The sequence below is a fragment of the Actinosynnema sp. NPDC037264 genome (genome assembly GCF_055603705.1).
On the sequence record NZ_JBVJVK010000032.1, the window covers coordinates 18,653 to 43,975 of the forward strand.

18 protein-coding genes are annotated in these 25,323 nt (G+C 68.1%); 11 read left to right on the plus strand and 7 right to left on the minus strand.

Features of this window, described 5'->3' with window-relative positions; translation table 11 throughout:
• Positions 1 to 2: 2 nt before the first annotated feature.
• The 3 genes from ACZ7GX_RS28620 (at position 3) to ACZ7GX_RS28630 (ending at position 4,918) form a co-directional block, all read left to right on the plus strand.
• Entirely contained in the window at positions 3 to 1,010 is a 1,008-nt protein-coding gene (locus tag ACZ7GX_RS28620) for a hypothetical protein (protein WP_498781075.1), read from the plus strand.
• The gene (locus tag ACZ7GX_RS28625) at positions 947 to 2,497 is read left to right on the plus strand and encodes a TRAFAC clade GTPase domain-containing protein (protein ID WP_498781077.1); all 1,551 of its coding nucleotides are present in this window, start codon (positions 947 to 949) and stop codon (positions 2,495 to 2,497) included. The genes ACZ7GX_RS28620 and ACZ7GX_RS28625 overlap by 64 nt, the downstream gene beginning before the upstream one ends.
• 450 nt (positions 2,498 to 2,947) lie before the next feature.
• The gene (locus tag ACZ7GX_RS28630; RefSeq protein ID WP_498781078.1) at positions 2,948 to 4,918 is read left to right on the plus strand and encodes an ATP-binding protein; all 1,971 of its coding nucleotides are present in this window, start codon (positions 2,948 to 2,950) and stop codon (positions 4,916 to 4,918) included.
• On the opposite strand, the gene ACZ7GX_RS28635 is transcribed toward ACZ7GX_RS28630, so the two are convergent.
• Entirely contained in the window at positions 4,861 to 5,967 is a 1,107-nt protein-coding gene (locus ACZ7GX_RS28635; protein WP_498781079.1) for a HesA/MoeB/ThiF family protein, read from the minus strand. The two genes, ACZ7GX_RS28630 and ACZ7GX_RS28635, sit on opposite strands and share 58 nt — an antisense overlap.
• A gap of 631 nt (positions 5,968 to 6,598) precedes the next feature.
• Positions 6,599 to 6,892, minus strand: coding sequence for an ATP dependent DNA ligase (locus tag ACZ7GX_RS28640; protein WP_498781199.1), 294 nt, complete (start codon positions 6,890 to 6,892; stop codon positions 6,599 to 6,601).
• A gap of 253 nt (positions 6,893 to 7,145) precedes the next feature.
• Between ACZ7GX_RS28640 and ACZ7GX_RS28645 the strand changes: the two genes are divergently transcribed.
• On the plus strand, positions 7,146 to 7,448 hold the full coding sequence (locus ACZ7GX_RS28645) for a helix-turn-helix domain-containing protein (protein WP_498781200.1): 303 nt from the start codon (positions 7,146 to 7,148) through the stop codon (positions 7,446 to 7,448).
• A gap of 61 nt (positions 7,449 to 7,509) precedes the next feature.
• Here ACZ7GX_RS28645 and ACZ7GX_RS28650 read toward each other — a convergent pair whose 3' ends face one another.
• Complete coding sequence (locus ACZ7GX_RS28650) at positions 7,510 to 9,717, minus strand: ATP-dependent nuclease (RefSeq protein ID WP_498781081.1); 2,208 nt, start codon at positions 9,715 to 9,717, stop codon at positions 7,510 to 7,512.
• A gap of 9 nt (positions 9,718 to 9,726) precedes the next feature.
• On the opposite strand from ACZ7GX_RS28650, the gene ACZ7GX_RS28655 reads away from it, so the two are divergent.
• Positions 9,727 to 11,667 carry an ATP-binding protein gene (locus ACZ7GX_RS28655; RefSeq protein ID WP_498781082.1) on the plus strand — a complete coding sequence of 647 codons (1,941 nt, stop codon included), beginning with the start codon at positions 9,727 to 9,729 and terminating at the stop codon, positions 11,665 to 11,667.
• A 492-nt stretch (positions 11,668 to 12,159) separates the two neighbouring features.
• The gene (locus ACZ7GX_RS28660; protein WP_498781083.1) at positions 12,160 to 12,918 is read left to right on the plus strand and encodes a DUF8757 domain-containing protein; all 759 of its coding nucleotides are present in this window, start codon (positions 12,160 to 12,162) and stop codon (positions 12,916 to 12,918) included.
• On the opposite strand, the gene ACZ7GX_RS28665 is transcribed toward ACZ7GX_RS28660, so the two are convergent.
• Positions 12,915 to 13,358, minus strand: coding sequence for a DUF488 domain-containing protein (locus ACZ7GX_RS28665; protein WP_498781084.1), 444 nt, complete (start codon positions 13,356 to 13,358; stop codon positions 12,915 to 12,917). The genes ACZ7GX_RS28660 and ACZ7GX_RS28665 overlap by 4 nt on opposite strands.
• Before the next feature lie 649 nt (positions 13,359 to 14,007).
• On the opposite strand from ACZ7GX_RS28665, the gene ACZ7GX_RS28670 reads away from it, so the two are divergent.
• From ACZ7GX_RS28670 to ACZ7GX_RS28690, 5 genes are all read left to right on the plus strand, one after another.
• Complete coding sequence (locus ACZ7GX_RS28670) at positions 14,008 to 14,829, plus strand: DUF4231 domain-containing protein (RefSeq protein ID WP_498781085.1); 822 nt, start codon at positions 14,008 to 14,010, stop codon at positions 14,827 to 14,829.
• Between the two features lie 350 nt (positions 14,830 to 15,179).
• Positions 15,180 to 18,080 (plus strand): AfsR/SARP family transcriptional regulator, encoded by a 2,901-nt coding sequence (locus ACZ7GX_RS28675; protein WP_498781086.1) that lies wholly within the window; start codon positions 15,180 to 15,182, stop codon positions 18,078 to 18,080.
• A 2-nt stretch (positions 18,081 to 18,082) separates the two neighbouring features.
• A complete protein-coding gene (locus tag ACZ7GX_RS28680; RefSeq protein WP_498781088.1) occupies positions 18,083 to 20,425 on the plus strand; it encodes a hypothetical protein in 2,343 nt (780 codons plus the stop codon).
• A 121-nt stretch (positions 20,426 to 20,546) separates the two neighbouring features.
• Positions 20,547 to 20,828 carry an AfsR/SARP family transcriptional regulator gene (locus ACZ7GX_RS28685; protein ID WP_498781090.1) on the plus strand — a complete coding sequence of 94 codons (282 nt, stop codon included), beginning with the start codon at positions 20,547 to 20,549 and terminating at the stop codon, positions 20,826 to 20,828.
• Between the two features lie 809 nt (positions 20,829 to 21,637).
• Complete coding sequence (locus ACZ7GX_RS28690) at positions 21,638 to 21,943, plus strand: hypothetical protein (RefSeq protein ID WP_498781091.1); 306 nt, start codon at positions 21,638 to 21,640, stop codon at positions 21,941 to 21,943.
• Between the two features lie 657 nt (positions 21,944 to 22,600).
• Here the strand turns inward: ACZ7GX_RS28690 and ACZ7GX_RS28695 are convergent.
• The 3 genes from ACZ7GX_RS28695 to ACZ7GX_RS28705 all read right to left on the minus strand — a co-directional run bounded on the left by ACZ7GX_RS28695 (position 22,601) and on the right by ACZ7GX_RS28705 (position 24,754).
• Positions 22,601 to 22,816, minus strand: a complete 216-nt coding sequence (locus ACZ7GX_RS28695; protein WP_498781092.1) for a hypothetical protein — start codon at positions 22,814 to 22,816, stop codon at positions 22,601 to 22,603.
• A 1,243-nt stretch (positions 22,817 to 24,059) separates the two neighbouring features.
• Entirely contained in the window at positions 24,060 to 24,293 is a 234-nt protein-coding gene (locus tag ACZ7GX_RS28700; RefSeq protein ID WP_498781093.1) for a DUF1918 domain-containing protein, read from the minus strand.
• Positions 24,290 to 24,754 carry a universal stress protein gene (locus ACZ7GX_RS28705; protein WP_498781094.1) on the minus strand — a complete coding sequence of 155 codons (465 nt, stop codon included), beginning with the start codon at positions 24,752 to 24,754 and terminating at the stop codon, positions 24,290 to 24,292. Before ACZ7GX_RS28705 ends, ACZ7GX_RS28700 begins: the two co-directional genes overlap by 4 nt.
• Positions 24,755 to 25,323: the final 569 nt, after the last annotated feature.

Genomic DNA, 25,323 nt, shown 5'->3' on the forward strand with positions numbered 1-25,323 from the left:
CTGTGCGTGCCCCGACCTGGAGCGTCCCGACCCGGCGCGTCACGGCCTGCCCCTACTGCCACACCCGGACGCCGGGCGAGGCGTACCTGAGGCAGTGCGCCTCGCGCTGCGGCGAGGCCGCGATCGAATTTCCGGTGTCCGCCGCGCGCAAGGGCGAGTGCCCGCACGGGCGTGCTCCGATGGCCCGCCGGGTGTGCCCCGCCTGTGGGCAGGCCGTGCCGCGCGAGTACGTCGAGGGCCACCCGAAGGTGGTCGCCGTGGTCGGGGCGGCGGGATCCGGAAAGAGCACCTGGTTGGCGTCGGTCATCCGGCGGGTCGCGAAAGGGCATCTGGACGACCGATTCCCCGGCATGTCACTCGACGTGCTCGGTGAGAAGAGCAGGCTGCGGCACGAGCGAGACCGTGTGCTGGTCGCCGAAACCGTCCTGCACCGCACCACAGGGCCTGAACCGTTGCTGGTCAGCCTGCGCGTCCGGCCGCGGGCGCGGGCGGTGGTGATCGCGTTCCACGACAGCGCAGACGGGACCGCGGAGAGCCTGGCGCACGCCGACTGCCTCGTCCTGACCGTCGATCCCTGGGCCGCCGGCGACGCGGGGATCACCCGGCTTGCCGACGCCGTGCGCGCAGCGCACGGTTTGCGCCCTGACCACCGGATCAGCCTTCCCCTGGCCGTGGTACTGACCAAACTGGACACTGTGTGGGACATGGTCGACCCCGGGTCGCCGCTGCTGCGTCCCGTGCCCCGGACAGCCGGCTACGCGGTGTCCGACGGTGTGGACGTCCACCACGAGATCACCGCCTGGCTCGGCCACTGGGACAAGGCGGACCTCATCCTTGGTGCCGACGCCGCCTTCCGTCGCCACCGCTGCTTCGCCGCGACAGCGCTCGGCGACCGGGCGGACGGCAGGCGCGATCCAGTGCCCTACCGGGTGGAGGACCCGCTGCTGTGGCTGCTCGCCGAGTTCGGCGCGATACCGACCTTCCGGGGCGCGGAGAGGACCAGGTCGTGATCGCCCAACTCTTCCTCTACCTGCTGCTGGGCGCGATCGTGCTCGTGATCAGCGGGCCGGTCGTCGCCGCCGCGATCGCGCTCAGCCTGACGTTGGCGTTGGTCGCCGTCACCCGGGAAGCGCTCGACTGCCTCGCCGTTCGGGCGAGCACCGAGCACCTGGCACTGGACACCTTGCCCGATCCCGCCGACCGGCGGTACCTGTCCGGCCCGGCCCTGCGCGATCACCGGCGCCTCGGCGTCGCCTGCTTCGTGGCGCTGCACCAGCGCATGTCGACCCAGCTCGACGAGAGCTTCGCGGGCAACAGGCTGCGGCGGGTACGCCCGATCCGCGAGTCACAGGTCATCACGCGCTCGCCCGCGGTGCCGTTCCTCGCGATCGCCGCGCGCACCGGGTTCGCCATGGGCTACACCCTCGCGCTCGTCCTGCTGGCCACCACGTGGTCTGTGCAGCTGGTGTTCCTCACCGCCGTGGTAGCGGGTTTCCGACTCCTCGCCGGCGCCTTGTGGCTCTTCGAGTCTTTGTCTCTGGCGCTGAGGGGAATCACGACGGAGTGCCCACGCTGCCACGCCCACCTCGCGCGCCCGGTGTTCGTCTGCCCCTGCGGTCGCGAGCACCACGCGCTCATCCCGGGCGCGCAGGGCGCGTTCCTCCGCACCTGCCGCTGCGGCCAGAGACTGCCCACACTGCTGATCGCCGGCAAAAACGGTCTCTCACCGCGCTGCGGCGGCTGCGACGCCTCCCTGCCCTCCGCGACCCAGATGATGCCCACGCGCCACGTCCCGGTGGTCGGCGGCACCGGCGCCGGCAAGTCGGTGTTCCTGCACACCGCGGTCGCCCGTATGCGATCCGATCACGACGCCGTCCCCGCGGATCCGTTCACCGACAGCAGGCTGGCCGAAACCGACGCACTCCTCGCCGACTGCCGGTTCCCACCGCGCACACCGGTGAGCCAACCGGTCTCGCACACCCTGCAGGTGCGCAACCGGCTCCTGCACCTGTACGACGCGGCCGGCGAGATCGTGCAGGACGCCGACCGCATCGCCGACTCCGCCTTCCTCGCCCTCAGCGATGGCGTCGTCCTCGTCGTCGACCCGTTCGCCCTCCCCACCGTTCGCGCCCGCGCCGACACTGACGTGCTCGCCGCCTCCCGCTCCTCCGGCACCGACCCCAAGACCGTCCTCGACCTGCTCACCGAGACTCTCACCGAGCACGACAGCGCCACACCGCGCCGTATCGCCATCGTCGTCACCAAGGGCGACGCCCTACCCGACCCCATCCATCCCTACGCCACTCATCCCTTGGACCGCCCCGCCGCAGTACGCACGTGGCTCATCGCCCATGGCCATGCCGACCTCGTCCACTCCGCCGAGCACCACTTCTCCCACGTTCACTACTTCGTGGTCACCTACCTCACCACCTCCACCAACCCCCACGACGACCCGGCCGCGCCCATCCACTGGCTGCTGACAGGAACCACCCCATGACCTCATCGACCGACCGTGGCCGCGCTGTGGCCCGCGTACTCCTGCTCCTGTCCGCCGTTGTTGCGATCGGCTTGTTAGCCCTCGCGGGCACGGCTATCGTCTGACGACGAGACCGACGTCCAGACACCGCCCGGCTCTCCCCAGCGGGGGGTGCTCTAACTGGGTTGGGTGATGTACCGGTTTAGCGGGCGCCGCTTCGCGAAAATGCAGCCATACTCAGAACCCATGGCCGATGGTGGCGTCAGCAATGACATAGGCGGCACGGTCCAGGGCGTGGTGGTGCAAGCAGGCCGCATCGAGCAGGTGGTACTGCCTGCTCCGGAAAGCGTAGTGGTGCCGCGACAGCTACCCGCCGCGGTCCCCGATTTCTGCGGACGTCTCACCCACGTCGCCGCTCTCGATGCCTTCCTGGCGGAGTCGGAGCGGAATGCCGGTGGTGGGGCGACGGTCGTGGCGTTGGACGGATCGGCGGGAGCAGGCAAGTCGACCTTGGCGGTGTGGTGGGCGCACCGCGTCCAGGACCGGTTCCCGGGTGGCACGTTGTTCGTGAACCTCCGGGGTTTCGGCCCGAGCGCCCCGTTGCCCCCGCAGGTCGTGCTGACGGACTTCCTCACCGCGCTCGGTGTCGCGGAGCGGCGGATTCCCGAGGGCGTGGAGGCGCAGGGCGCGTTGTTCCGGTCGCTGGTGACGGTACGGCGGGCACTGGTGGTGTTGGACAACGCCGGGTCCGCCGAGCAGGTGCGTCCGTTGTTGCCCGGCGCGGCGGGGTCGCTGGCATTGGTGACCAGCCGGGGCGCACTGTCGGAGTTGTTGGTGTCGGAGGCGGTCCGGCGGGTCGCGGTGGACGTCTTCGACGCCGTGGACGCCGTGCGCCTGGTGGAAAGTGTCGTGGGTGAGGCCAGAACCGCTGCGGAGCCCGATGCGGTGGAGGAACTGGTAGGTGTGTGCGCGCGGTTGCCGTTGGCGGTGCGAGTGGCGGCGACGCGGGTGGCGTCGCGCCCGTTCCTGTCGGTGGCCGACGTGGTGGAGGAGATCCGGGAAGAACAGCGCGGCCTCATCGGCATGGACGGGCCGTGGCGTGGATTGGGTGGGGTCCGGGCGGTGTTCGACTGGTCCTATGCCCGACTCGACCCGGTGCACGCGCGGGTGTTCAGGTTGCTGGGGTTGCACCCGATGCCGGAGTTCGGAGCGCCTGCCGTAGCCGCCCTGGCCGCGCTCGACCTGCGCTCCGTGACGCATGTCCTGGAGGAGTTGGCGGAGCAGCACCTGGTCGAGCCGGTGGCCCGTCGGCGGTATCGGATGCACGACCTGTTGCACGACTACGCCGCCTACCGCGCCGACCTGGACGAGACACCGGTGGGGCGGGAGGAGGCGGTGGCGCGCCTGCTGGGTTGGTACGCCGCAGTGGCGGACGCCGCGGATCGTCTCGTTTACCCGGTGTCGGCCCGAATACCCGTGGAACTTCCCGTCGTGCAGGTGCCGGTGCGCGACCGGGAGGAGGCGTTGGGGTGGTTGCGTTCGGAGCGGGCAGTGTTGTCCGCGGTGCAACGCATGGCTCTGACCCAGGGCATGTACGACGTGGCGATCGCGTTGGCGTTGTCGTCGCGTCATCTGGGGTTGGGGCCGCGGTCGTGGTGGCCGGAGGAGTTGGAGGCGAAGTCACGCGGGATCGAGGCGGCACGAGTGTCGGGAGTCCGGGAGGCTGAGGCGTTCCTCCGGGTCCTGCGTGGGCACAGTCACCGGAGTGCGGGTGACCAGGCGGCTGCGGAGGCCGACTTCCAGGACGTGGCGGAGTCGGCGGAACGGTCCGGCGATCAAGTCCTGCGACGGCGGGCGTTGGCGGGCCTGGCGAGCCTGCGCGAGGCACAGGAGCGTTACGACGAAGCGGCGGAGTACCACCTGGCGGTGTGGGAGGCGGCGAGGCAGGAGGGCGACTCTGCGGCCGAAGCCATCACGTTGGGAAACCTGTGCCTGGTGAACGCGAGGCGTGGGCGGTTCGACGAGGCGTTGGACTACGCGCAACGCGCTTGGGAGTTGCGCAGCCGCACCGGTAACCCGTTGATCATCGCCTATGCCGAGGACGACTTGGCGCTCGCGCGACAGGGGTTGCGCGAGCACGACACCGCCATCGGATTGTGGGAGAAGGTCGTGGACGTCTACGCGCGGCACAGCGGCGCGGAATCGCATCTGGCTACAGCGCTGGAGGCGATGGCTGTCTCGCTGGTCGCCACCGGCCGGGACGACCGGGCCGTGCACGGCCTGCGGCGGGCCGCCGCGATCCTGACGGACCTGGACGACCCGCGCGCCGAACTGGTTCGGCGACGTGCCGAGGAGCTCGCCTCGGCACGCGCAGACGGGCCCGGTCAGCCGGCGGACCGCCCGCACGCGGGGCAGTCCGGCTCAGGCTCCGACGATTCGTAGAAAGTGCTGTGCTGCAGCGTGACGAGGTTGTACCCGATCTGGCGGTTCGTCCGCAGGTGGGGGATCCCGGTGATCAGACTCATCACGGCATGACCGGCCAGGTGCCCCGCGATCCCGGCTGACACGGCGTTGACCGCGTGCGTCCTCGTCGTCCCGCTCGCGCCCGGCCACTGGATTGACGGCGGTGCTGCGAGTTCTTCGCGCGCGTCGGCGGTGCGTGCACAGTCGTAGCAGGGTCCGTCGCCGGGCACGAACAGCCCGACGCTTGCTCTGGGCCCCTGATAGCCGCCGTGGACCCAGGCTGTGCCGGTGTCCAGGCATGCCCGGTTGGTCCACGACCGGATCTCGTGCGGGGTGTCGGCGGCCATCAGCAGCACGTCGCACCCGGCCGCCAACCGCCGCAGCATCCCGACGCCATCGACGGTGGTCTGCTCGCCGGTGACCTCGACCTCGCCGTTGTGCCGGCGCAGCACCTCGACCGCGACATCGACCTTGGCGCGACCGAGGTCGTGCTCGGTGAAGAGGACCTGCCGGTTGAGGTTGGACAGCTCCACCAGATCCGGTTCGACCAGATGCAACCGCCCCACACCCGACTGGACCAGCGCGAGGGCCGCGGTGCTGCCGACCCCACCGACACCGACGACCGTGACCCGCGCTTGCCGCAGCGCCAGCTGCGCGTGCCAACCGGTGGTGCGCGGGGCGGTGTCCATCCACCGCCACAACGCCCGACTCCGCGCGAACCGCTCCCGTTGAGCCTCGGAGAGCGCCTCCGGTGGTGGTTCGTCGGCATCCTCCAGATAGCCGGCGGAGGCCAGCGTGCCGATAGCCGCGCGAATCGTGTCGGGCGGCTCGTCGGGGTGGCGGTGGACCAGGTCGGCGACCACCTGGTCCACCGTGCGCGTCCCGTCGAGAAGTGTGAGCAGCGTCCACACCGTGCCGTCCGGGTCAGGGATCGTCGCGGCGATTCCCGGCAGGGAGCCACCGATCTGCACCGAGTCGTCGCCGTGGCGGACGGGTAGGTGCTCGTACTTGATACGTGGGCGGTGCATCACACTTCTCCTGTCCACATCGTATTACGCGTCGGCCGACGTCTTCGGGTCGCACGGGATTCGATCCACCGTGACCGCGATGAACGTGATGATCATGTCCTCACCCCCTTCTCTGCCGGTCGAGGCGGAACAGGGCGGGGAAGGGCAAACACGGACGCGGCGGCTGCGCCTCGTCCGGCGGTGGGACGTGGGACCTGAACGGGCTCATCCCTGGTCCTCCTCTCCTGTAGCGGCCGGCGGATGGCCGGCCGAGAAGAGGATGCGACGCACCCCGGGACAGAACCGGGGACAGCCGGCGGGACAAGTCCGGGACAACGGCTCGTCTGAACGGGTGATCTCGTATCCACCGTGCCGCGGACCGGTCCAGCAGCTCGGTTACGCCCCCCAAGGCGAACACAAGCTGTCCACGGTCACTTAACGTTGCCTGCTCGCCGCGTTGGCGCAGCAACCGAGCACCCCATACTCGCGCGGCTCCACGCGACCACTCCCTCGATCACCGACCACCCGCCCACACCTCACAGGCAGGCACATGGCGGCCGGGGAAGAACCGCGACATGACCATCGCACGATGGTTCGATTCCACGTCGAGACGTATCGCACCACCGGGACCACCGATTCACCGCCGACGTGGTCAGCGGCCAGGGTGGCACACGTCCGCCGGGTCCCGGTCGTCGCGCAGGCCACGCCAGGACGGGTGGCGGAGCCGGTGGTCAGTGGTCCAGCGGCGGAACTCCACCTTACCGACGAGCACCGGCTCGACCCACCGCGCGTCACGGGCGAACTCGCGCGGAACCGGCGTACCGAACGGGCTGGTGGAGCACCACAGCACTTCCAACCGCCGCTGCATGTCGACCAAGGCTTTGTCGGTGACGCCCGTGCCGACGTGTCCGACATATACCAGGCTGGTCTCGTCGTACGCGCCCAGCTACAGCGACCCCACCGTGCCCGAGCGCCGTCCCTGACCCCGTTTCCACCCACCGACGACAGGAGACATCGGCAGCGTGCGAGCACGCGCGAGTTCGGCAAGTCTTCCTCGCGCGGCGAGACAGGGCTGCCGGCTACTGACCTGGTGGCGGTCCTGACAGGAGACGTTCTACCGATCGATCACGTGGTCAAAGCAACAGGCATCGCGTCGTCGGCCTTGCGCTATACGAGCGGGTGGGCCTGATCGGAGAAGGCTGCAAGATCGGGGGCAAAGGCATTACCCGCGCGACGCGCTCGACCGCTTGTCCATGATCCGTACGTGTCAGAACATCGGGTTCACCCTCACGGAGATCTCCTCGCTGCTGGACGAAGCCGAGGAGTCCGGCGGCTCCTGGCAGGAGATCGCCGACCAGCGCCGAGCCTGCATCAAGCGCGAAATCGAAGAACGCCAAGCTTGGTTGGAGACGCTGAACTCGACACTCGCGTGCGACTGCCGACAGCTGGTCAAGTGCCCGCAGGTCGCCGGGTGCCCACTGATGGTCACTTCGAAGTCGTGAGGACTCACCGGGCCTGTACCAGCCCGGAGGACGGTGGTGATCATCCGTAGGGCCAGCGTCGTTAGACCAGCCGGTGTACGCGGTGCAGAACCTCCTCGAGGAATATCGGGGCTGGTGACTCGATGCGACGGGCGGCGATGAGGTAGAGCAGGGCGTTCTTCTTGTTGCCCGTCGCCAGTCCGGCTTCGACGACCTGGTCGAGCTGGTCCACCCAGCCGGTCCATTGCTCTTCGAGCAGGGGTTCGAGGGTGTCTTCGAGCACGGCGTAGCGCGCGTGCGCGGCGGTCTCGGGGAAGTCCTCTTCCTCGTCGGCCTCCAGGTACGCCAGCATCTTGCGGTTGTCGGCCGCGTCCTTGCGGGCCTGCGTGGTGACGTCCTGCTCCGAGCGCCCGTTACGGTGCATTCGTGCGCTGTTGTCCTTGTCGCCGTCGAACATGGCGTAGCACGGGACGCCCAGCTCGGCCAGGACGGCGTGCCCGAGCATGACGCCGTACTTGCCGCCCATGTCCACGACGGTGATACCGCTGCCGAGCAGGGAGGTCACGGTCGACTTCTCTGCCAGGCCTTCCAACACGGCCTTGTCGCTGGTGCCTTCGACCAGCACGGCGGCGTTGGAGAACAAGGCCTCGGAGAGCTTGGTGGCGGCGACGGCGTCGAGTTGGGATCTGACGTTGTGGTGGTAGCCGGACAGCCGCTTCTCCACCTCCGCGATCGACGTGGACCGCACCGACACCTTGGGCGCGTGTCCGTCCGCGGCTCGCGCCTCCCGGGTGATGCGCCGCACCTGGTCAAAGTTGCCCGCGTCGACGAAGTATGGGCTGTGGGTGGCGTACGCGATCTGGATGTTCTGACTCGGGTCCTCGGCGAGCTTGCGCAGCACTGAAGCGAACGCACGGGCCTGCACGGGGTGCTGGAACAGCTCGGGTTCCTCGATGGCCAGGCAGATGGCGCCCTCCCCCCTGCTCGCCATGCCGCGATCGGCAAGCAGGTGCAGTGCGGAGACCAGCAACGTGCGCTGAAAGCCATGCCCCTGCTTCTCCACCGGAGTACCGATCTTGGAGTCCATCACCGACAGGGTGAACTGCGTGCGCGGCGGTTTGATCTCCTGCTTGGCCGCCTGCACCACCACGGTCCTGCCCACCGTGAACTGGCTCACCGACGTGGACAGTGCGGTGGACAGGTCCTGCAGCTGCTGTTTGAAGTTGCGGTCGAAGATCTCCTCCTGGCGCGCCTCCACCGACGCCGTCAGTTCGCGGATGTCCTCGTCGGCCGCGGACCGGTCCACAGTCCGTTCCAAGATCCTGCCGATCAGGGCCGTGCGACCGTCCCGCGACTCCTCGCTCGCACGCATGTCGGCACTCACGAACACGTAGTCGAACAGACCCGACATCACCGCCTGCCCAGCGAAGCCGAACAGGTTGGTCACGGTCACCGCCGAGTCCTCCAACCTGTTCGAGTTCTCCAGCTCCCACGTCTTCAGCGCCTGCTCACAGGCGTCCTTACTCCTCCACGCAGGCAGCTCCAAAGCCGGGTCGGCGGCGCGGAGCTCCTGGTAGAGCCGCTTCATCTCGGTGGCACTCGGCGCCTTGCGGACGGCATCGAACCCAGGAAAGGTCCGCGCGTTGCCGCTCATCATCTCCGAGCCGTCCACGTCCCGGATCTTCCAGATCACGCACCGGTCGGACTCCACCGTGACGTGCTTGCCCAGCCTGTCCCGATCAGTCTCGGTGAGACGGTCGAACTCCACCTCCACCGACACCTTGCCCTCGGTGCCGTGGGTGCGGTCGTCGTCGACAAGCTCGGATGCCTTGGCACCGTTGAAGAACCAGTCCAGCGCGCGCAGAACAGTCGACTTGCCCACGCCGTTCGGACCGATCAACGTCGTCACGTCGTCGAAGTGGACCTCAACATCCTCCAGGCAGCGGAAGTTCTTGATCCGAACTCTGGCGATCCTCACCGCGGGCGATTCCCAACTCTCATCACAGCAGACAACCAGGCTCATGATCACGCCCGGCACGTTGTGGATCACATCGACGGATGCGCACTCGTCGCTACACGATCGCCAGCCCTTCACCCGAAAGGGCGAACACTGCGGCACCGACGGAGAGGTGGCGTCGGCCGGGACGAGGAAGCCGCGATGATCCGCAAGTAGTAGGTGGAGGTCGCGCCTGACCGCGCCAGTAGGCGTTGCAGTTCGAGGTGCGTCGAGCACAATGGCCGGATGGTGTGGAAGTCGGTGCGGGCAGGACGTGATCACCTTCTCGGTCAACTCTCCAGGGTGACCCCTGTCGACGCGCTCGCCGAGCTGATCTGGAACGGGCTCGATGCCGAGGCCGATGTGGTCGACGTGGTCGTCGAAACCGCATCCTTCGGTGACGACGCCCTCGCCTACGTCGAGCGCGTAACCGTGAAGGACAACGGCCACGGCATGAGTTACGAGCGCGCCGACGCCGACTTCGAGTCGCTGGGCGACTCGTGGAAGAAGTCCCTCAATGGTCGCACCGTCAACGGCAAGCGTGCGTTGCACGGAAGCCAGGGACAGGGCCGGTTCGGCGTTCACGCGATCGGACATCGTGCGCGCTGGTCGAGCGTGAGCAAGTCCGACGACGGTCCTGTTCGCGTCGTGGTCACCGTGCACCAGGACAGGCTGAACGGCTTCGCGGTGGAAGACCCGGTACCCGCACCCGGGGAAGATCCCGGAACGACCGTGACGATCGACGTCGAGCAGGGACGTTCGCTCCCGTCCCTGGTCCGCGACGACCTGCCCCTGCAGCTCACCGCCCGACTCGCCGGCCACCTGCTGGCGAACGAGGACATCGTCGTCAAGGTCAACGGCCTGGCTCTCGACCCGCGCCCCTTGATCGACGGCCCGCCGACCGACATCCCGCTCGACGTGCTCGCCGAAGAGCGGTTGGGTGGACGGGAACGGCCCGTGCTGACCGTCGTCGACTGGAAGGACGAGATGAGGCGTCCTCCGGGCCTGGTGCTGTGCAACGAGAGCGGCATGGCACTGGTTCAGCTCGACAAACCCACGGCACACACCGGGGTGAAGTCGACCGGCTACCTAAAGTGGTCGGGTTTCAGCGAGTCAGGTGCCGACCTGACGCTGGCGGGCTTGCGCCACTCGGACGTCATCGAGGAAGCAACCAAGCTCTACGAGCATCACGTCAAGACGCGCCTCGGTGTGGTCAAGGCGGGTGTGGTCGCCAAGTTGGTGGACGAGGGCATCTACCCCTACACGGGAGTCACTCTCAACGATCCGATCAAGCAGACCGAACGCGAGATGTTCGACCTCGTGGCCGTCACCGCGCGCTCGGCGTTGACCACAGGGACGCGCCAGCAGCGGGCAATGAGCGTACGCCTGCTCAAGCTCGCGTTGGAGGAACGTCCGGAGAGCCTGGACCGGATCCTCGCCGACACCCTGGACTTGTCAGTCGAGGATCGCGACCAGCTGTCCGACATGCTCAGCCACTCCTCCCTTGGCCACATCGTCGGCGCCGCTAGCGAGGTCACCCGCAGGCTGGACCTCCTGTCGACGCTACGCCATTGCGTCTACGGCCGAGGAGTGGCCGCCCGGATGCGAGAAGTCGACCAGCTGCACCCGTTGGTCAAGGACAACTGCTGGATCTTCGGCGAGGAGTGGAACCTCAGCAGGAGCGAGGCCGGCCTCACGACCGTCCTGCGCGACACGATCGCCGACGACGCCGTACTCGAATCACAGCTCGCCGAGGCCGGTGGCAGGGTCCTGCTCAACGACGGCCGATCAGGTCGCGTCGACCTCGTGCTCGTGCGGACGATCCGCCACCTGCGCCAGCGAGCGCGACTCGTGGTCGAACTCAAACGACCGAGCGTGATCATCGGTGACCGGGAACTCACGCAGATCCGCAAGTACGCCAAAGCCTTGAGCAAGCACTCGGGCGAGAGCAAGTGGCTGTTCCTCCTCGTCGGCAGCGCAATCGACGAAGAGGAGATCGGCGACTCGATCTACCAGGGGGAACGCGAGCGGGGTGTCGCCGTGCAGAACGACCAGTACGAGGTCCGGGTGGCCACCTGGGCTGAACTCCTCGATCAAGCCGAGATGCGCCTCGATTTCTACAAGGATCAACTCCAATACGACATGAGTCAGGAGCAAGCGGTCGAACGGGTTCGCCGCCGCCACTCCGCCCTCATCCCGACCGAAGATGAGGACGGTTCGCCCGGCGACGCACTGGCCGGCTGACTCGATCGATCTTCTCGGCCGCAGTGGCAGCGGACTCAGGTCAGACCCGCCGTCTCTGGCGTGGCCACCGATCCACTCGGGGTGTGGGTGCCAGCAGCATGAGCGCCTCGGCGCGCTACGTCGTCTGTCAGATCCGAACTCTGCCGATTCTCATCGTGGGTGCACCCAACTCTCGACAGTACCGCCCGCCGACGATCCCGATCATGTCACCGATGTTGTGGATCACATCGACGCCGCGGCGATCTTCGCTACGCCACACGAGCATGTTCACCCGATCGAGTACTGCACCTGCCTCGGCCTACCGCGAAGCCCAGATCATCCCAGTCGCCTCTCACTGTGTGTACACGACTGGAGGAATGACGCCAAGCCTTTGGCCAGTTCACACTCGATCGTGGTAGCTGATCGTCACAACACGGGGGTGCTATGGGTCAAGGGCTGCTCTTCGGACCGAGTGACACACTCCCCAAGCCTGTTGGCGACAGATGGCAGCCGATGCGGGTGCTCATCACGGTCAAGGCCGCACCGAACCCGTCGGAGACCTACGGCGAGACGGTGTGCGTAGCCGGTATAAGACTCGACCTCGACGCGCCCGGCTGGATCCGCCTCTACCCGATCAACTTCCGCGAACTCGACAGCACGCACACCTTCAAGAAGTACGACATCGTGTCCCTGCGGGCCAAACCTGCCCGAGGCGACTTCCGAACCGAGAGTTGGCGCCCGGACATCACCAGCGTGCGCACTGTGGACCACCTCACACCGTGGACACGACGGCGCGTCGAGATCGAGCCCTATGTCGACGCATCCATGTGCGAAGTCCGCAAGGCGGTTCACGCTGATCCCGCCGCGCCGTCCCTGGCCGCCATCCGCCCCCATCAGATCCTTGGTGTCGACATCAAACGTCACCCCGGATGGACCGTTGAGGACCAGCGCAAGATCGATCGCTACGTCGGCCAACTCGACCTCACTGGTGGTGACCGCACAGCGCTGGAAGCACCGCGGTTCCAAGGGTGGTACCGCTACCGCTGCAGCCCGCCCTGCACCGGCCATCGCCAAGGCATTCTCGACTGGGAGTTCGTCGCCCTGCAACGCAGGCTGAAACACCACACCGACGACGACCTCGTCGACGAACTACGAGCCAAGTACCTCAACCAGATGTGCGCGCCCGACCGGGACACCGTCTTCTACGTCGGTAACCAGGCCAAGAGTCCACGCACCTTCGGCGTCCTGGGCGTCTACTGGCCCACGCGCTAGACCGAAACCGGCTCCAAGCGCCTGCGGACAGCCTGCAGCACCACGTGCCGGTGACAGCGCTCCTCGTCGGCCTCGAAGCACATCACCGCTACCCTGTGCTGCCCCGCCAACGTTGCCAACCGGTCCAGGGCACCGTCAGCGGCCTCTACGTCAAGGAGTTCCGCGTAGCGTCCGCGAGCCTGGGACAACGCCACCTCATCACCGGCGAACCCTGGCCGGTTGTCCTTCGGGTTGCCCAATTCGCGCAGGTGCAGGTACTCCACCCCGGCCCCGGACAGCGACGCTGCCAACGCACGCTTGCTGAAACCCCGCTTGCGCGAGATCGGCGTCAGCCGAACATCGGCCAAGACCCGCACGTCGAGGTCCGTCAGCCAGGACACGAAGGCTTCCACATCCAGGCCCTCGTACCCGACACCCACAACACCCGAAACCTCGTGCACGGGCCGACTCTGCCACACGCTCCGTAACCGCGAAACACCGACTGGTCCCTGCGCAGCCTCCGGACACGCTCCGCAAGACGAAGTCTGGATGGCGGCGAGGTCGATGTGGGCGGTAGGGCGTGAGCCGCCGACCTGGTTCCCAAGACGAGACGTATCGGGCGGTGTGGTCGATCACTTGCCAGACGCGGCCGTCCTGGGTATTCAGCAGCCGTTCTACCCGCGGTCGGACCAACCGCCCCGGACATACCGCCAGCATGGGGTGGTGGTGTTTACCGAGCTCTGCGCGTGGCTCGGGAGCAGGCGGAGTACCTGTTGGCTCAGCAGTGGACGGAATCCGGGGCTCGACTTCTGACTGGCACTCCTGTCCGTCACCCGCGGACCGCACCCTACGAAAAAGACTTCACCGCCGTAACCTCGCCTCACCGAAGTCTGCATGTCCGTTGAATTTCACTCGAACGACAAGCTATCGGCGTTGACCCCGCCCGCGAAACTCGGGTGTTCGCCTCATCGGACTAGCAAGTCGCAGCAGCAGACACACGATCCCCCATATGGGTGATCATGCCCCTCTGGTGTATCTGCTTGTGTCTCAACGTCTCATCGACGTGGGGGGACCTTACACCCAATCAGCGACGCGGCTAGCGAGGTACTAGTGACGAATCCGGCGCAGAGTACGAATGATCAGGAACGAATGGAGAAGGAAAAGCAGCGTCGCGATCAAGCGAGGCTGGTGGTAGAGAAGCAGATCGCCATCCGCGAGTTCAAGGTTGCACAACGACTTCGGTATGTCTGGCTTGCGTCCAGCATCGCCGTCGCTGCACTACTTGGATGGGCGACGTTGGTCGGTCTCTGGCGCTCATACCCCATGCCCTTCAGCTACATCGGACTCTTCGTAGGCCTTGCCTCTACCAGCGCCGCAGTGTGGTTGATCCTCAGAAGCCGACCCGATCTCGGCCAGATGGAGCATCAGCTCGGGGTCGAGGAGACCAAATACCTTCACCTGGTGGCAGAGGCCGAACTCGATGCACAGGGTGCGCTGCGCGTCTATCGAGCTGGCTCACGAACCGACATCGAGGAATACCGCAGGCTAGCTGCACGCAACCGGCGAGTACACAACTTCTTCCAGTGGATCATCATCGTTGGTTCCATTACGGTTACAAGTATTACCAGCGCCAGCATTGAAGACAAGTGGTATAGTTGGGTCGGCGTAGTTACCGCTGCTCTGGTCAGCGTGTCAGCTGGCCTAACCGGCTACTTCAAGTACCGTGAACGCAGCTTCAATCAGCAGCAAACTGCCGACGCTATCGAAAAGGAGTACAGGGCTGTCGAGCTGATGATCGGCGACTACGACACCGATGAAACGAAGGCACTCAAGGCGTTCGCCAAGAAGGTTGAAGATCTCAAGGAGGAGCAGCGCAAGCGCGAGCTCCAACTCGAACAAAGTTCCGCCTCCACGGATCACAGCTCGAACTAGTGACGCGCCTCAGATGGTTTACCAGGTAATTGAGACTTTGAACTAGGCGGCGAGACTGGTCCAGCATGTCGAGTGCGGGAAGTGGTCGTGGCTCGTCGTCTGAACGTGTTCGTGAGGCCGTTATCGCTGGCGGAGGACTGGAGGCTCCAGCGGACGTCATCGGCGAACGGATGGAGGCACTCCGCGCTGCGGCTGGATCGGCGCTGAAGCTCACCGGACGTGAGATACGTCCGTGTCGTTGGACAGGCGTGCGGTCGACGACACCGGAGGCTTCCACCACCACGACTGCGGTCCACCCTGCGGGAGTAGCCGCTACCGTTGATCGGCGCTGGTGCGAGGAGGTGGGGTGCGTGTCGGTGGAACTCGGCGTCTTGGGGCCGGTGACGCTGGTTCGGGACGGTCGGCAGGTCGAGTTGGGTACGCCCCGCCAGCGGGCGCTGTTCGCGTTGCTCCTCATGGCCGCTGGGCAGCCGGTGTCCAGGGACCGGATCGCCGGAGAAGTGTGGGACGGCGGCCCGTCCAGTTCGAACGTGCTGTACGCGACGGTGTCCCGACTGCGGCGAACGGTGCTGCCGTTGCAGATCGAGAGTAGTCCGACCGGCTTCCGGCTGACCGGGTACGACCCCGAACAGGTCGACCTGACGCGTTTTCGCCGACTGGTCGAAGCGGCGGCGGCGGAACCGGATGGTGAGGCCACACGCCTGTTGACCGAGGCCCTCGCCCTGTGGCGTGGACCGGCGCTCGCCGACGTGGTCGGTGCCTGGGCGATGGACGCCGCCGCCCAGTTGGACGAGGAACGGGTCCGGGCGCAGGAGCTGCTGGCCGAGGCTGAGCGGCGATCGGGTCGACGCGAGGACCACACGGCCGGACAGCACAGCACCCAGGTCGGCGAAGAGCGGGAAGCCGGCGAAAGCGATTCCCGAACCCGGGCACGTGTCGTGAACGTCCGCGGCACGGTTTCCACCGTCGTCCAGGCCGGAGTGATCACCGGTGATCTCCACATCATCGCGAACCCCTCCCCGTCCACGCCGGCCCAACTCCCCAACGCACCGGCCACGTTCGTGGCGCGCGCGCAGGAATCCCGAGAGCTGCTGGACCGGTTGTGGCCCGGGAGCGGGACGCCGATCACCGTGCTGACGGGCCCGGCCGGCGTAGGTAAGACCGCGCTCGCCCTGCACGTGGCGCACATGGCTCAGCGGCGCGGTTGGTTCACCGGCGGCACGCTCTACCACTCGTTCGGCACCGGGTCCGCGACCGGCGCGGTGCTGCATTCCTTCATCCGCGCACTCGGCGTACCGGACGAAGCCGTCCCGGAGGACGACACCGCGCGGGCCGCCTTGTACCGCTCGCTGCTGGCCCGCAGCGATGGCAGGCCCGTCCTGGTCGTGTTGGACGACGTCGAGTCGGTCGATCTGGTACGCCCGCTGCTGCCCTCCTCACCGACGTGCACCGTGCTGCTGATCAGCCGGCACAGGTTGACGGAGCTGGACTTCGCCCAGCGCTTCGTGGTGGAGCCGCTGAACCGGGCCGAGGCGGTGGAGTTGCTCGCCGCGCACCTGCCCGCCGGCTCGAACGACGAGGACATGGCGCTGTTGGCCGACCTCGCCGGTCGGCTGCCGCTCGCGTTGGCGGTCGTCGCCGCACACCTCCGCAGGAGCGGCGTCTCGCCGCAGGAGCTGGCGCGGCGGTTGTCGATCCCCGGGCCCGTCGGTGATCCGTCCCTCCCGAAGGTCTTCGCCTTCGCTTATGACGACCTCGCCCCTGAATCGGCGCGGCTACTCCGCCTTCTGGCCCTCGCGTCGCCGCCGACGACCTCGGTCGAGGCCGTCGGGGCGCTCGTCGACCAGCCCATCCCGGAGGCGCGCCGCACGTTGATCGACCTCGCACGACGCAACCTCGTGGAGTTCGACCACGGAACCGACCGCTGCTCGATGCACGACCTGATCCGAGGCTACGGTCGACAGCTGTGTCTCGAACAGGACGACGAGGGCGCGCGCACAGCCGCCGTGCGAAACCTGCTCGACCACTACCTCCGGCAGGCCCGGCGCACCGACCTGGCGGTGAGTCCCGGGCAGGTGCCCCTGCCGTCCGGAGCGGAACCCCTGCGCTGGGCCGAAACCGAGCGGATGAACCTGCCCGTGCTGGTCGCACTCGCCGACGAGCACGGCCTGCCGGATCGGGCGCGGGACCTGGCGCGCGCCGTCTACCGGCCGCTGGCCGTCTTGGGCCGGTGGGACGACCTGGTGACGATCTATCAGTCGGCACTGCGCTCGGCCCGACGCGTCGGTGACCGGACCGCGGAGGCGATGGTGTTGGGCAACCTGGCCAACGCCAACCTGGAACAGTCACGACTGCCCGAAGCGGTGCGCGGTTACCAGGCGGCATTGCGCCTGCAACGCGAGATCGGCGACCGGCACGGGGAAGGGACCGTGCTGGGCAACCTCGGCCGCGCGTGGCACGAGAGCGGCGAGTACGGGCAGGCGGTGAAGAGCCACCAGCAGGCGCTGTCTCTCTTCAGAGAGGTCGGCGATCGGGTGGGAGAGGCCGCGGTGTTGACCAACCTGGGCGCGACCTACCGCGCACTCGACCGGTCCACCGAGGCGGTGGAACTGCTCCGGCAAGCGCTCGCCGTCCAACGCGAGGTCGGTGACCGGGTGGGAGAGGCGGCGGTGTTGACCAACCTGGGCGCCGCCTACCGCGACACCGGTCGCCTGGACGAGGCAGCCGCGGCCTATCGACGGGCCTTGGGCCTCTACCGGCAGGCCGGGGACACGGCTGCGGAGGCCGGGACGCTGGATGACCTGGGCGCGACCTTGAGGCTGATGGCCGCCGACGAGGACGCCTTCTCGACCTACCGGGTCGCCTTGGAGGTGCATCGAGACGTCCTTCGGGACGTCCGCCGCGACCTCGACGCCGCGGTGGTGGACCAAGCAATCGCTCATCTCGACACGCCGTCGGGGCGTCGCGGCTGGCAGGCGGTCGCGGCGATGGCGGTGCACCTGGAGCTTCCCGCCGCGCGGCTGCGCGATCCCGGCTCCGGTGGCCGGGAGACGGTGATCGAGTTGCTCTACCGACTGCAGGAGGCGGCGGAGGACGACGACGACCTGGCCATCGCACTCGACGACTGGCTCACCGCCGCGCACAAGGCGTCGCAGTCCGGGGTGGTCAACATCGTGTCCGGCTCCTCGACCGGATCGGCCGGACAGGGCCGGGACTTCACCGGGCCGTCGTACTGGCGCCGTGAGCTGTGACCGTGACGCCGCGACCGAACAACCGTTCACCGGGACACTGGCTCCGTGCCCTGTGGCGTCGCCGGCTGACCTGGTGGCACCGCTCGCGCGGGTGGTGGCTGCTGATCACGTCCGCTCTCCTCGGCGCCGCCGTGGGACTCGTGGCGAAGGATTGGCTGGCGGGCTGGGCAACGGCGGGCAGCGCGGCGCTGGTGGGCGTGGTCGTCGCCCAGGTCGGCGCGCGCGGGAAGACCTACGTCGAGGCGCGCGGCGCGCGGCGGCGCGCGTTGGCCTCGCAGGTCGTGATCAGCTCGGAGAGCGGCGGGCTGCGTCGGGTCCGTGACCTCCCCGACGCGGTGTCGTTTCGCGTCCACCCCGCGGCCACGGTCGAAGACCCCGACGGACGGTTGAGCCGAGTCCCGCCATACGTTCCCCGAGACATCGACATCCGGCTGGAGAAGGCGCTCACGGGCACCGGGTTCGTGTTGCTGGTCGGCGAATCGACCGCCGGAAAAACACGCACCGCCTACGAAGCGGTTCGGCGCACCCTGGCTGACCACGTTTTCGTGGCACCGAGAGGACGCAAGGAAATCGAGCAGATCGTCGCCACGGTCCTTGAGCACCGCAAGAGCGTCGTGTGGCTGGACGAACTCGACCAGTTCCTCGGCCCCGACGGGCTCACCGTCACCACCCTCAACCGCATCCTCGGCGACGGCAGCAGGCACACCGTCGTCGTGGCGACGATCCGCACCGCCCTGTACGACCGCTACAGCCCGAGGGAGGAGGCGAAAGCCGATGGCAGCTCGCGCGAGCTCCTCCGGCAGGGACGCGACGTACTGCGCATGGCACACCAGTTCGACCTGCCGCGCAGGTGGAGCGACGCGGAGATCCGGCGAGCGCGGGAGCTCCGGGAGGACCCGCGCATCCGCAAGGCGCTGGAGCACGTCCACGAGTTCGGCGTGGGTGAGTTGCTCGCCGCCGGTCCTCAGCTGCTCGCGGACTGGCGCAACGCCTGGACGCCGGGACGGCACCCACGTGGTGCGGCGATCGTCGCAGCGGCGGTGGACTGCCGACGGGCCGGGCTCAACGGCCCTGTCGGCGAGGAGACCCTGCGCCGGCTGCACGTGCACTACCTCGACGACCGCGACGGCGGCAGCGGCCTGCGGCCGGAGTCGTTCGACCGAGCGCTGGCGTGGGCGGTCGAACCGGTCCCGGAGACCACCAGCAGCCTGCTCATCCCGGACGACCGGGGCTACCGCGCGTTCGACTACCTGATCGACACGGTGGACGCCCCGGTGCACTCCCGAACCTGGACGACCCTGTTGGATGACGCGGACCCGCAGGACAGCTACGACATCGGCCTGACCGCCTACCAGCAGCGGCTCTACGACCACGCGGAGGCGGGGCTGGGCCTTGCGGCGGCCGGCGGGGTCGCGGAGGCGGAGGAGGCGCTGGCGCGGTGCATCGGCGATGCCGGCCGTCCCGCCGAGGCGGCGCGGAGGTTCGAGTCGCTGGCGCGACACCGCGCCGACACGCTCGGCCCCGGCGCCACGCCGACGTTGAGCGCACGCCGCCAGCACGCCGTCTACGTCGGGCGGGAGAGCGGGTCGGCCGTCGCCGTGGACCTGCTCACCGAATTGATCGGGGACGCCACGGGCTGGTTGGGCGAGGAACACCCGGAAACCCTCATAGCCCGGTACGACCACGCCGTGCTGGTCGGCACCGGCGGCGACCTCGCCACCTCTACCCAGCTACTCGCCCGCCTGATCCGGGACTGCACCCGAGCGCTGGGCATCGACGACACGACCACCTTGAAGGTGCGATACCAGTACGCGAACTCCCTCGGCGCCGCGGGACGGTACATCCGGGCCGCTGTCCTGCTGGAAGACCTGATCCGCCACCGCACCGAGGTCTTGGACGACGCGGACAACCCCGACGTACTGCTCGCCCGCCACCAGCACGCCACGTTCCTGGGCCGCGCCGGTCGGTACCGCGAGGCGGTGGACCTGTTCGCGGCCGTCGTCCGCGACCGGGCCCGTGTCCTCGGCGCCGGACACCTCGACACCCTCCTGAGCCGCCACCAGCACGCGACCTACCTCGGCCAGAGCGGCGGCAGCGCCGAGGCGACCAAGCTCTTCGCCGCGCTGACAGCCGACTACCAGGCCATCTACGGCAAGGACCACGTGGAGACGTTGGCCGCTCGCTACCAACACGGCGTCCACTTGGGCGCGTCCGGCCACAAGGCCAAGGCGATCCGCTCGCTCGCCGGTTTGGCAACCGACTGCACGCGCGTGCTGGGCATGACGCACGAGATCACGAAGATGACCCAGCTCGCCCTCGACTACTGGCGCGCTTCCGTCGACTGACACCTGCGACTTCCCGCCAAACAGTCGGAGCCCGAGCGGCTGGATTCATCCTCTCGGAACGCCCTGTGGCTCGCCCCACCCGCGCGGGTGACCTTGTGGAGAACAAGCTGGCACTGGGGCGGTGGACGCCAACCACGTGGTCTCGGTCGACCGGCTCATCCAGCGGGTGTGGGGTGAACGTCCGCCGCTGCGGGCTCGGCAGACGTTGGTGAACTACGTGTCCGGACTGCACCCAGTGCCGGCCGCGGGCACCGCGACCATCGTGCGGCGCTCGGGCGGTCACTCCTTGGCGGTCCGGCCGTCGACGATCGACCTGCACCGCTTTTCCGACCTGCGCTCCCGCGCCCTCGCCGAGGACGGTCGCCGCGCCGCGGCGCTGTCGGAGGAAGCCCTGAGGCTGTGACCTGGGGACGCGTTGACCGGCTTGGACGGCGAGTGAGCCGAGGCCGAACGCGACCGGTTGCACCAGGAACGCCTGGACGTCGAGTCCGACCTCACCGACGTCAGGCTGCGACTGGGACACGGCACGGACCTGGTGGCCGGGCTGTCCGCGGCGTCACCGACTGCTGCATGCCGCGCTCAGGGGCACTCACGCCAGACCGCCACCGCGCAGCGGGCGGTCACCGAACTGATCGGACTGTGCGACGGATTCCCGCTGGCGCTGGGTCTGATCGCCTCCCGCGTCCGCACCCCCGGGACTCCTGCACGACGTGGCTGTCGAACTGCGAGACCACGGCCTGGGCGCCTTGCACTCCGACGACCCCGACGCCAGCCTGCCCGCCGCCACCAGCCTCACCGGGCTGCCCGCACACGACACACGCGCCGCGCTGCGCGCCCTGGCCGACGCATCCCTGATCACCCGCACACCCGGCGGCCGCTACGCCATGCAGGATTTGGTCCGCGCCTACGCCACCGCCGACGGCAACCTGCCGGAACCGGTGCGGCAGACCGCGCTGGAGCGGGTGGTGGACTTCGACCTTGCACACCCCCCACACCGCACGCCGATCCGGCTCAATCCGACCACCCGCAGCACCCACCAACCGGATCAGCTCGACCACGGCCTGGCGGGTTCATCGACGAGTACGACTCGCAGCACTTCAACTACAGGTCAGACCATGTGGCCAACGTTGGCGCCCACAGGCCGCCCGGCCCACCTGCGCGTATGGTGCAAGCGAGGCAAGACGGGACCCAGACGTAAGAAGATGATCAGTGATGGGACTCCTGAACAGGGCCAAGGAGCAGAGTGCTCTCGACCAGGCCAAGCACGCGATCGAAGCGGGCAGACACATCCTGGTGTTCAAGTTCATCGAGGCGCACACCAACAGTTCCGCAACCGGCGCCATGACCGGAATAAACGACCAGGTGGAGGCCATCGAATCGCTCGGCTGGCAACTGGACAAGATGTCCGCCTGCGAAAGCAACGTCGTCGGCGCGCTAGGCAACAGCGCGCGTGTCGCCATCGTGTGCCTCTACCGACGGACACCTGCAGGATCCCAGAACACTGCACCTGAGCGCTAAGCCGCAGAGACCACATCTTGGCAAGCACAGGGCCTGAGGCCCGCCGTTGACCTGTAGTTTCGCGTCGTTCAGCACAATTGAGCGCGGTTGGAAAGCACTCCGATGTAAATGGAGCCAGGACGAACCCCCGCCAGCCGAAACAGAATCACCGCAGGAAAAACGTGACCTTGGGATACCGTTTAATGCGGTTCAATGCCGTTAACGTGCCCAACGGCTCTCATTTACTCCCACATTCCACTCCCATGTACCCTTGAGGGTGCGAACTGCACCCGATGCGCGGTTGAACAAGGCCGGTGCAGCGCCAAACCTTCCTTGATGCTTGATCAACGAGCAAGACCACCGCCGGATCTACGGCGAACTTCTCGTCCTCGGCATCAAGGTCACAGCCTCCACGGTATGGCAGATCCTCAAGGATGCCGGATTCAACCCGGCGCCCCAGCGCATCGCCACTACCTGGTCAGCTTCCTCCGCTCCCAGGCCGCCAACGCACTCCTGGCCTGCGACTTCTTCGAGACCTGCACCCTCAACGGCACCCGCCTCTACGTACTCGCGGCTATCGAGCACCGGATCCGGCGTCGGCCAACGCCGACGACGAGTAGTGCGCCCGCCGCGCCATCTCCCGGTACGACGGACCATCGGCCGCCCTGCGCAACGCCCTCAACTCCGCCGCGACCTACGGCACTTCGCCGCCACCACCGTGCTCAACTCACGCGTGCCGTCCGCCGTGATCTTCCGCGCGATGCGCCACTCGACCCTGTCCACCACCACGGAGTCGAAGGCCACCTGATACGACAGGTCGCCCACGACGCCATCGACGTCATCGCCCACGCCCTGAACGAGGCCGACGTCGCCTGACCCGCGGGACGCGACCACACTGCGACCACAACAGTCTTCCCGCAGGAGCGGGTGCAGATCACTGGAGTCCTGATGCGGCGGCCGATCGAGCCTCCACCTCTTGTAGACGTCTCCGGCCCAGTCGTTACCGACGAGGCGAAGCAGGCGGTCATGCGCTCCGATGATTTCGGCCCGCAGAGAGACACAGTACAAAGATCAAACGGCGATCTGGCGGCGACGTGAACGCGGTGGAATGCGTCGGAACTCGGTTTGACCGTGAGGAACGACCGGCTCTGACCTGCGCGAGCCGGAAAAGCGCAGGTCAGAGCCAGATCCCCTCGTCTTTGACACGGTAGGGGTCACTGGTTCAATCCCAGTATCGTCCACCATCTATAAACGCAGCTCAGAAGCCCGGTCCTCGATCTTGAGGCCGGGCTTCTTGCATGCCAGGCAAGATCAATGGAGCGAATCCGGAGCCGAGCGTCGAAACTCCGCCCGACCTCAGCCCCGCCACCACGGCTCCCAGGTGTGGGAACCATCCGAACGCCGAACTCCCGCTGCGGACGGCCTTCGACTTCGGCACGACCAGGAAAGCCGAATCGACCGGGTCCTGGGACCCGATCTCGGAAGCGGCATCGATGACCGGCGCCGCGGACGCGGGCGACGCGACGGAGTTCAGGGCCGGAAGGGCCCGGTGCGAGGGACTTAGGTCAGGGCGGCCGGCGACGGCGGACATCCGGTGCGCTTCACCGGCCGGAGGTCATCGGTGGTGGCTTCCCACGCCGTGCCGGGTTCCCGGCGCGCCCCTCGTGGCCGACCTGGTGGAGCCGGTGAGCAGGCCTGATCGCCGGGCACGGCCACCCTCGACCGGGCCACGATCCGGGGCGTCGCCGATTCCGGTGGTCCGGGTCCGTGCAGCGTCAGGGGCTATCGCCGCCGCCAGGAGCAGGTACTGACTCCCGTTCGCGTCCAACAGCAGACACCGCGCCTCGCCCTGGCCCTCACCGTGCCGGACACCACCGTGAGCGGACGCGACACCGGAGCGGACGTCGGAGCGGACGAGGTGGTGCCGGCAGGCGGTCCACCGGACGGTCCGCACCCCGCCAGCACCAACGAACAGCACGCACGACGTGAACGACGCACACCCGTACCGGCGGACCGGCCCGCGACCGGATCGGCGCGGTGGACCGGGGAGGCGGCAGTCCGATCCGGCCACCACAGCACCCCGCTCACGCTGGCGGCGGCAAGACCACGACAGGGAAGACGAGCCCGGACAGGCTTCTCACGGCACGAACGCCTCCGTCGCCGCGGCGACACGCCGCGCCTCCTCCTCGGCGGTCACGACACGGCCGTCCGGCCCTGGGAACACCAGTGTCCGCTTGCCCGTGTCGAGCCAGTGCACGAGGTACGGCGGCGACCCGTCGGGATGGCGCAGTTCCACCACCTGTCCACGCCGAGTCGGCACGCCCAGCGTGACGCCTTCGATCACCACCCAGTCCCCGACCTCGGCTTTCACCGCTCCGCCTCCGTCCGCCACACCACGGCGAGCGGGCAGCGCGCGTGCTGGACCCGCGCCTGGCTGGTGGAGTCGGGCAGCATTCCGGCGGAGCCGCCGTACCCACGACTGCCCAGGACGAGCAGCCGGTGCCGCGCCACGTCTGGCAATGCCCGCGTCGGACGCCCCCGCCCCGCTTCACGCTCGACGGCGACATCCGGGTGCGTCTCCCGCCACCCGACCGGCCGCTCCGCAGGCGCCGGACGCCCCTCCGCCTGGCCCCCGCCCCAGCCCGCCACGAGTCGAAGTGAGCCGTCAGCAGTGTCCTGCACGAATTCGTCGCGAGGGATCACGGTGGTCAGTGGTGCGGACTCCTCGAACGCGGAAGCGGTGGCGCGGTGACCGACCGGAGAACCATCGATTCCCACGACGACCGGCCCGTCCGAGGTTCCGGTGTGCCGGACCACCACCGGTCCGTCCATACTGCACCTCCAAGCTCCTCATGCCCCTTCCCAACGCTAGGCGGGCCCCGAACCGCTCAACGCGGCCGTTGGTACCGCCAGGGAAGAGTCCTCCGACCGGGGCCCTGTCGGAGTCCGAGTCGGATGCCGTGCCGCCCTCCGACGAACGCTGTTCGGCTGCCGAGTGCGGCAGCGTCGAAGTCGGCCCGCCTTGGATGCTGCGGAAGCGGTCGCACGGACATCGGCCGGCGTTGGGGTTCGACGGCACGAGCTCCACGGCGGCGCGCCGCTACGGCTTGTCGGTGACCGGGACGATGACGCACTCCCACCGTCGAGGCGTTTCCCGACGAGCGCTCGGCATCCGGGCATTCGCGGAGGACGGACTTGCCCCCGCCGCGACTCGCCGTGCGGCGGAGCGAGGTGTCGAGGTAGTGACCACCGCCCTCGACCACGGTCGCCGCGAAGTCGGGGCGGAGACGGCCGGAGGGGGCGCTCAGCCAGTTCGACGCGACGCACGCGACGGCTATCTGCTCGTCCGCGCCCCATGGTGCACGCGCCAACGTCACCCTGCGTGGTGCCCGCTATGGCGT

Excerpts from the sequence above, each read along its gene's own strand:
- ACZ7GX_RS28635 (WP_498781079.1), bottom strand. The coding sequence starts at position 5,967 with ATGCACCGCCCACGTATCAAGTACGAGCACCTACCCGTCCGCCACGGC.
- ACZ7GX_RS28660 (WP_498781083.1), top strand. The coding sequence starts at position 12,160 with ATGCGGGTGCTCATCACGGTCAAGGCCGCACCGAACCCGTCGGAGACC.
- ACZ7GX_RS28690 (WP_498781091.1), top strand. The coding sequence starts at position 21,638 with ATGGGACTCCTGAACAGGGCCAAGGAGCAGAGTGCTCTCGACCAGGCC.
- ACZ7GX_RS28705 (WP_498781094.1), bottom strand. The coding sequence starts at position 24,754 with ATGGACGGACCGGTGGTGGTCCGGCACACCGGAACCTCGGACGGGCCG.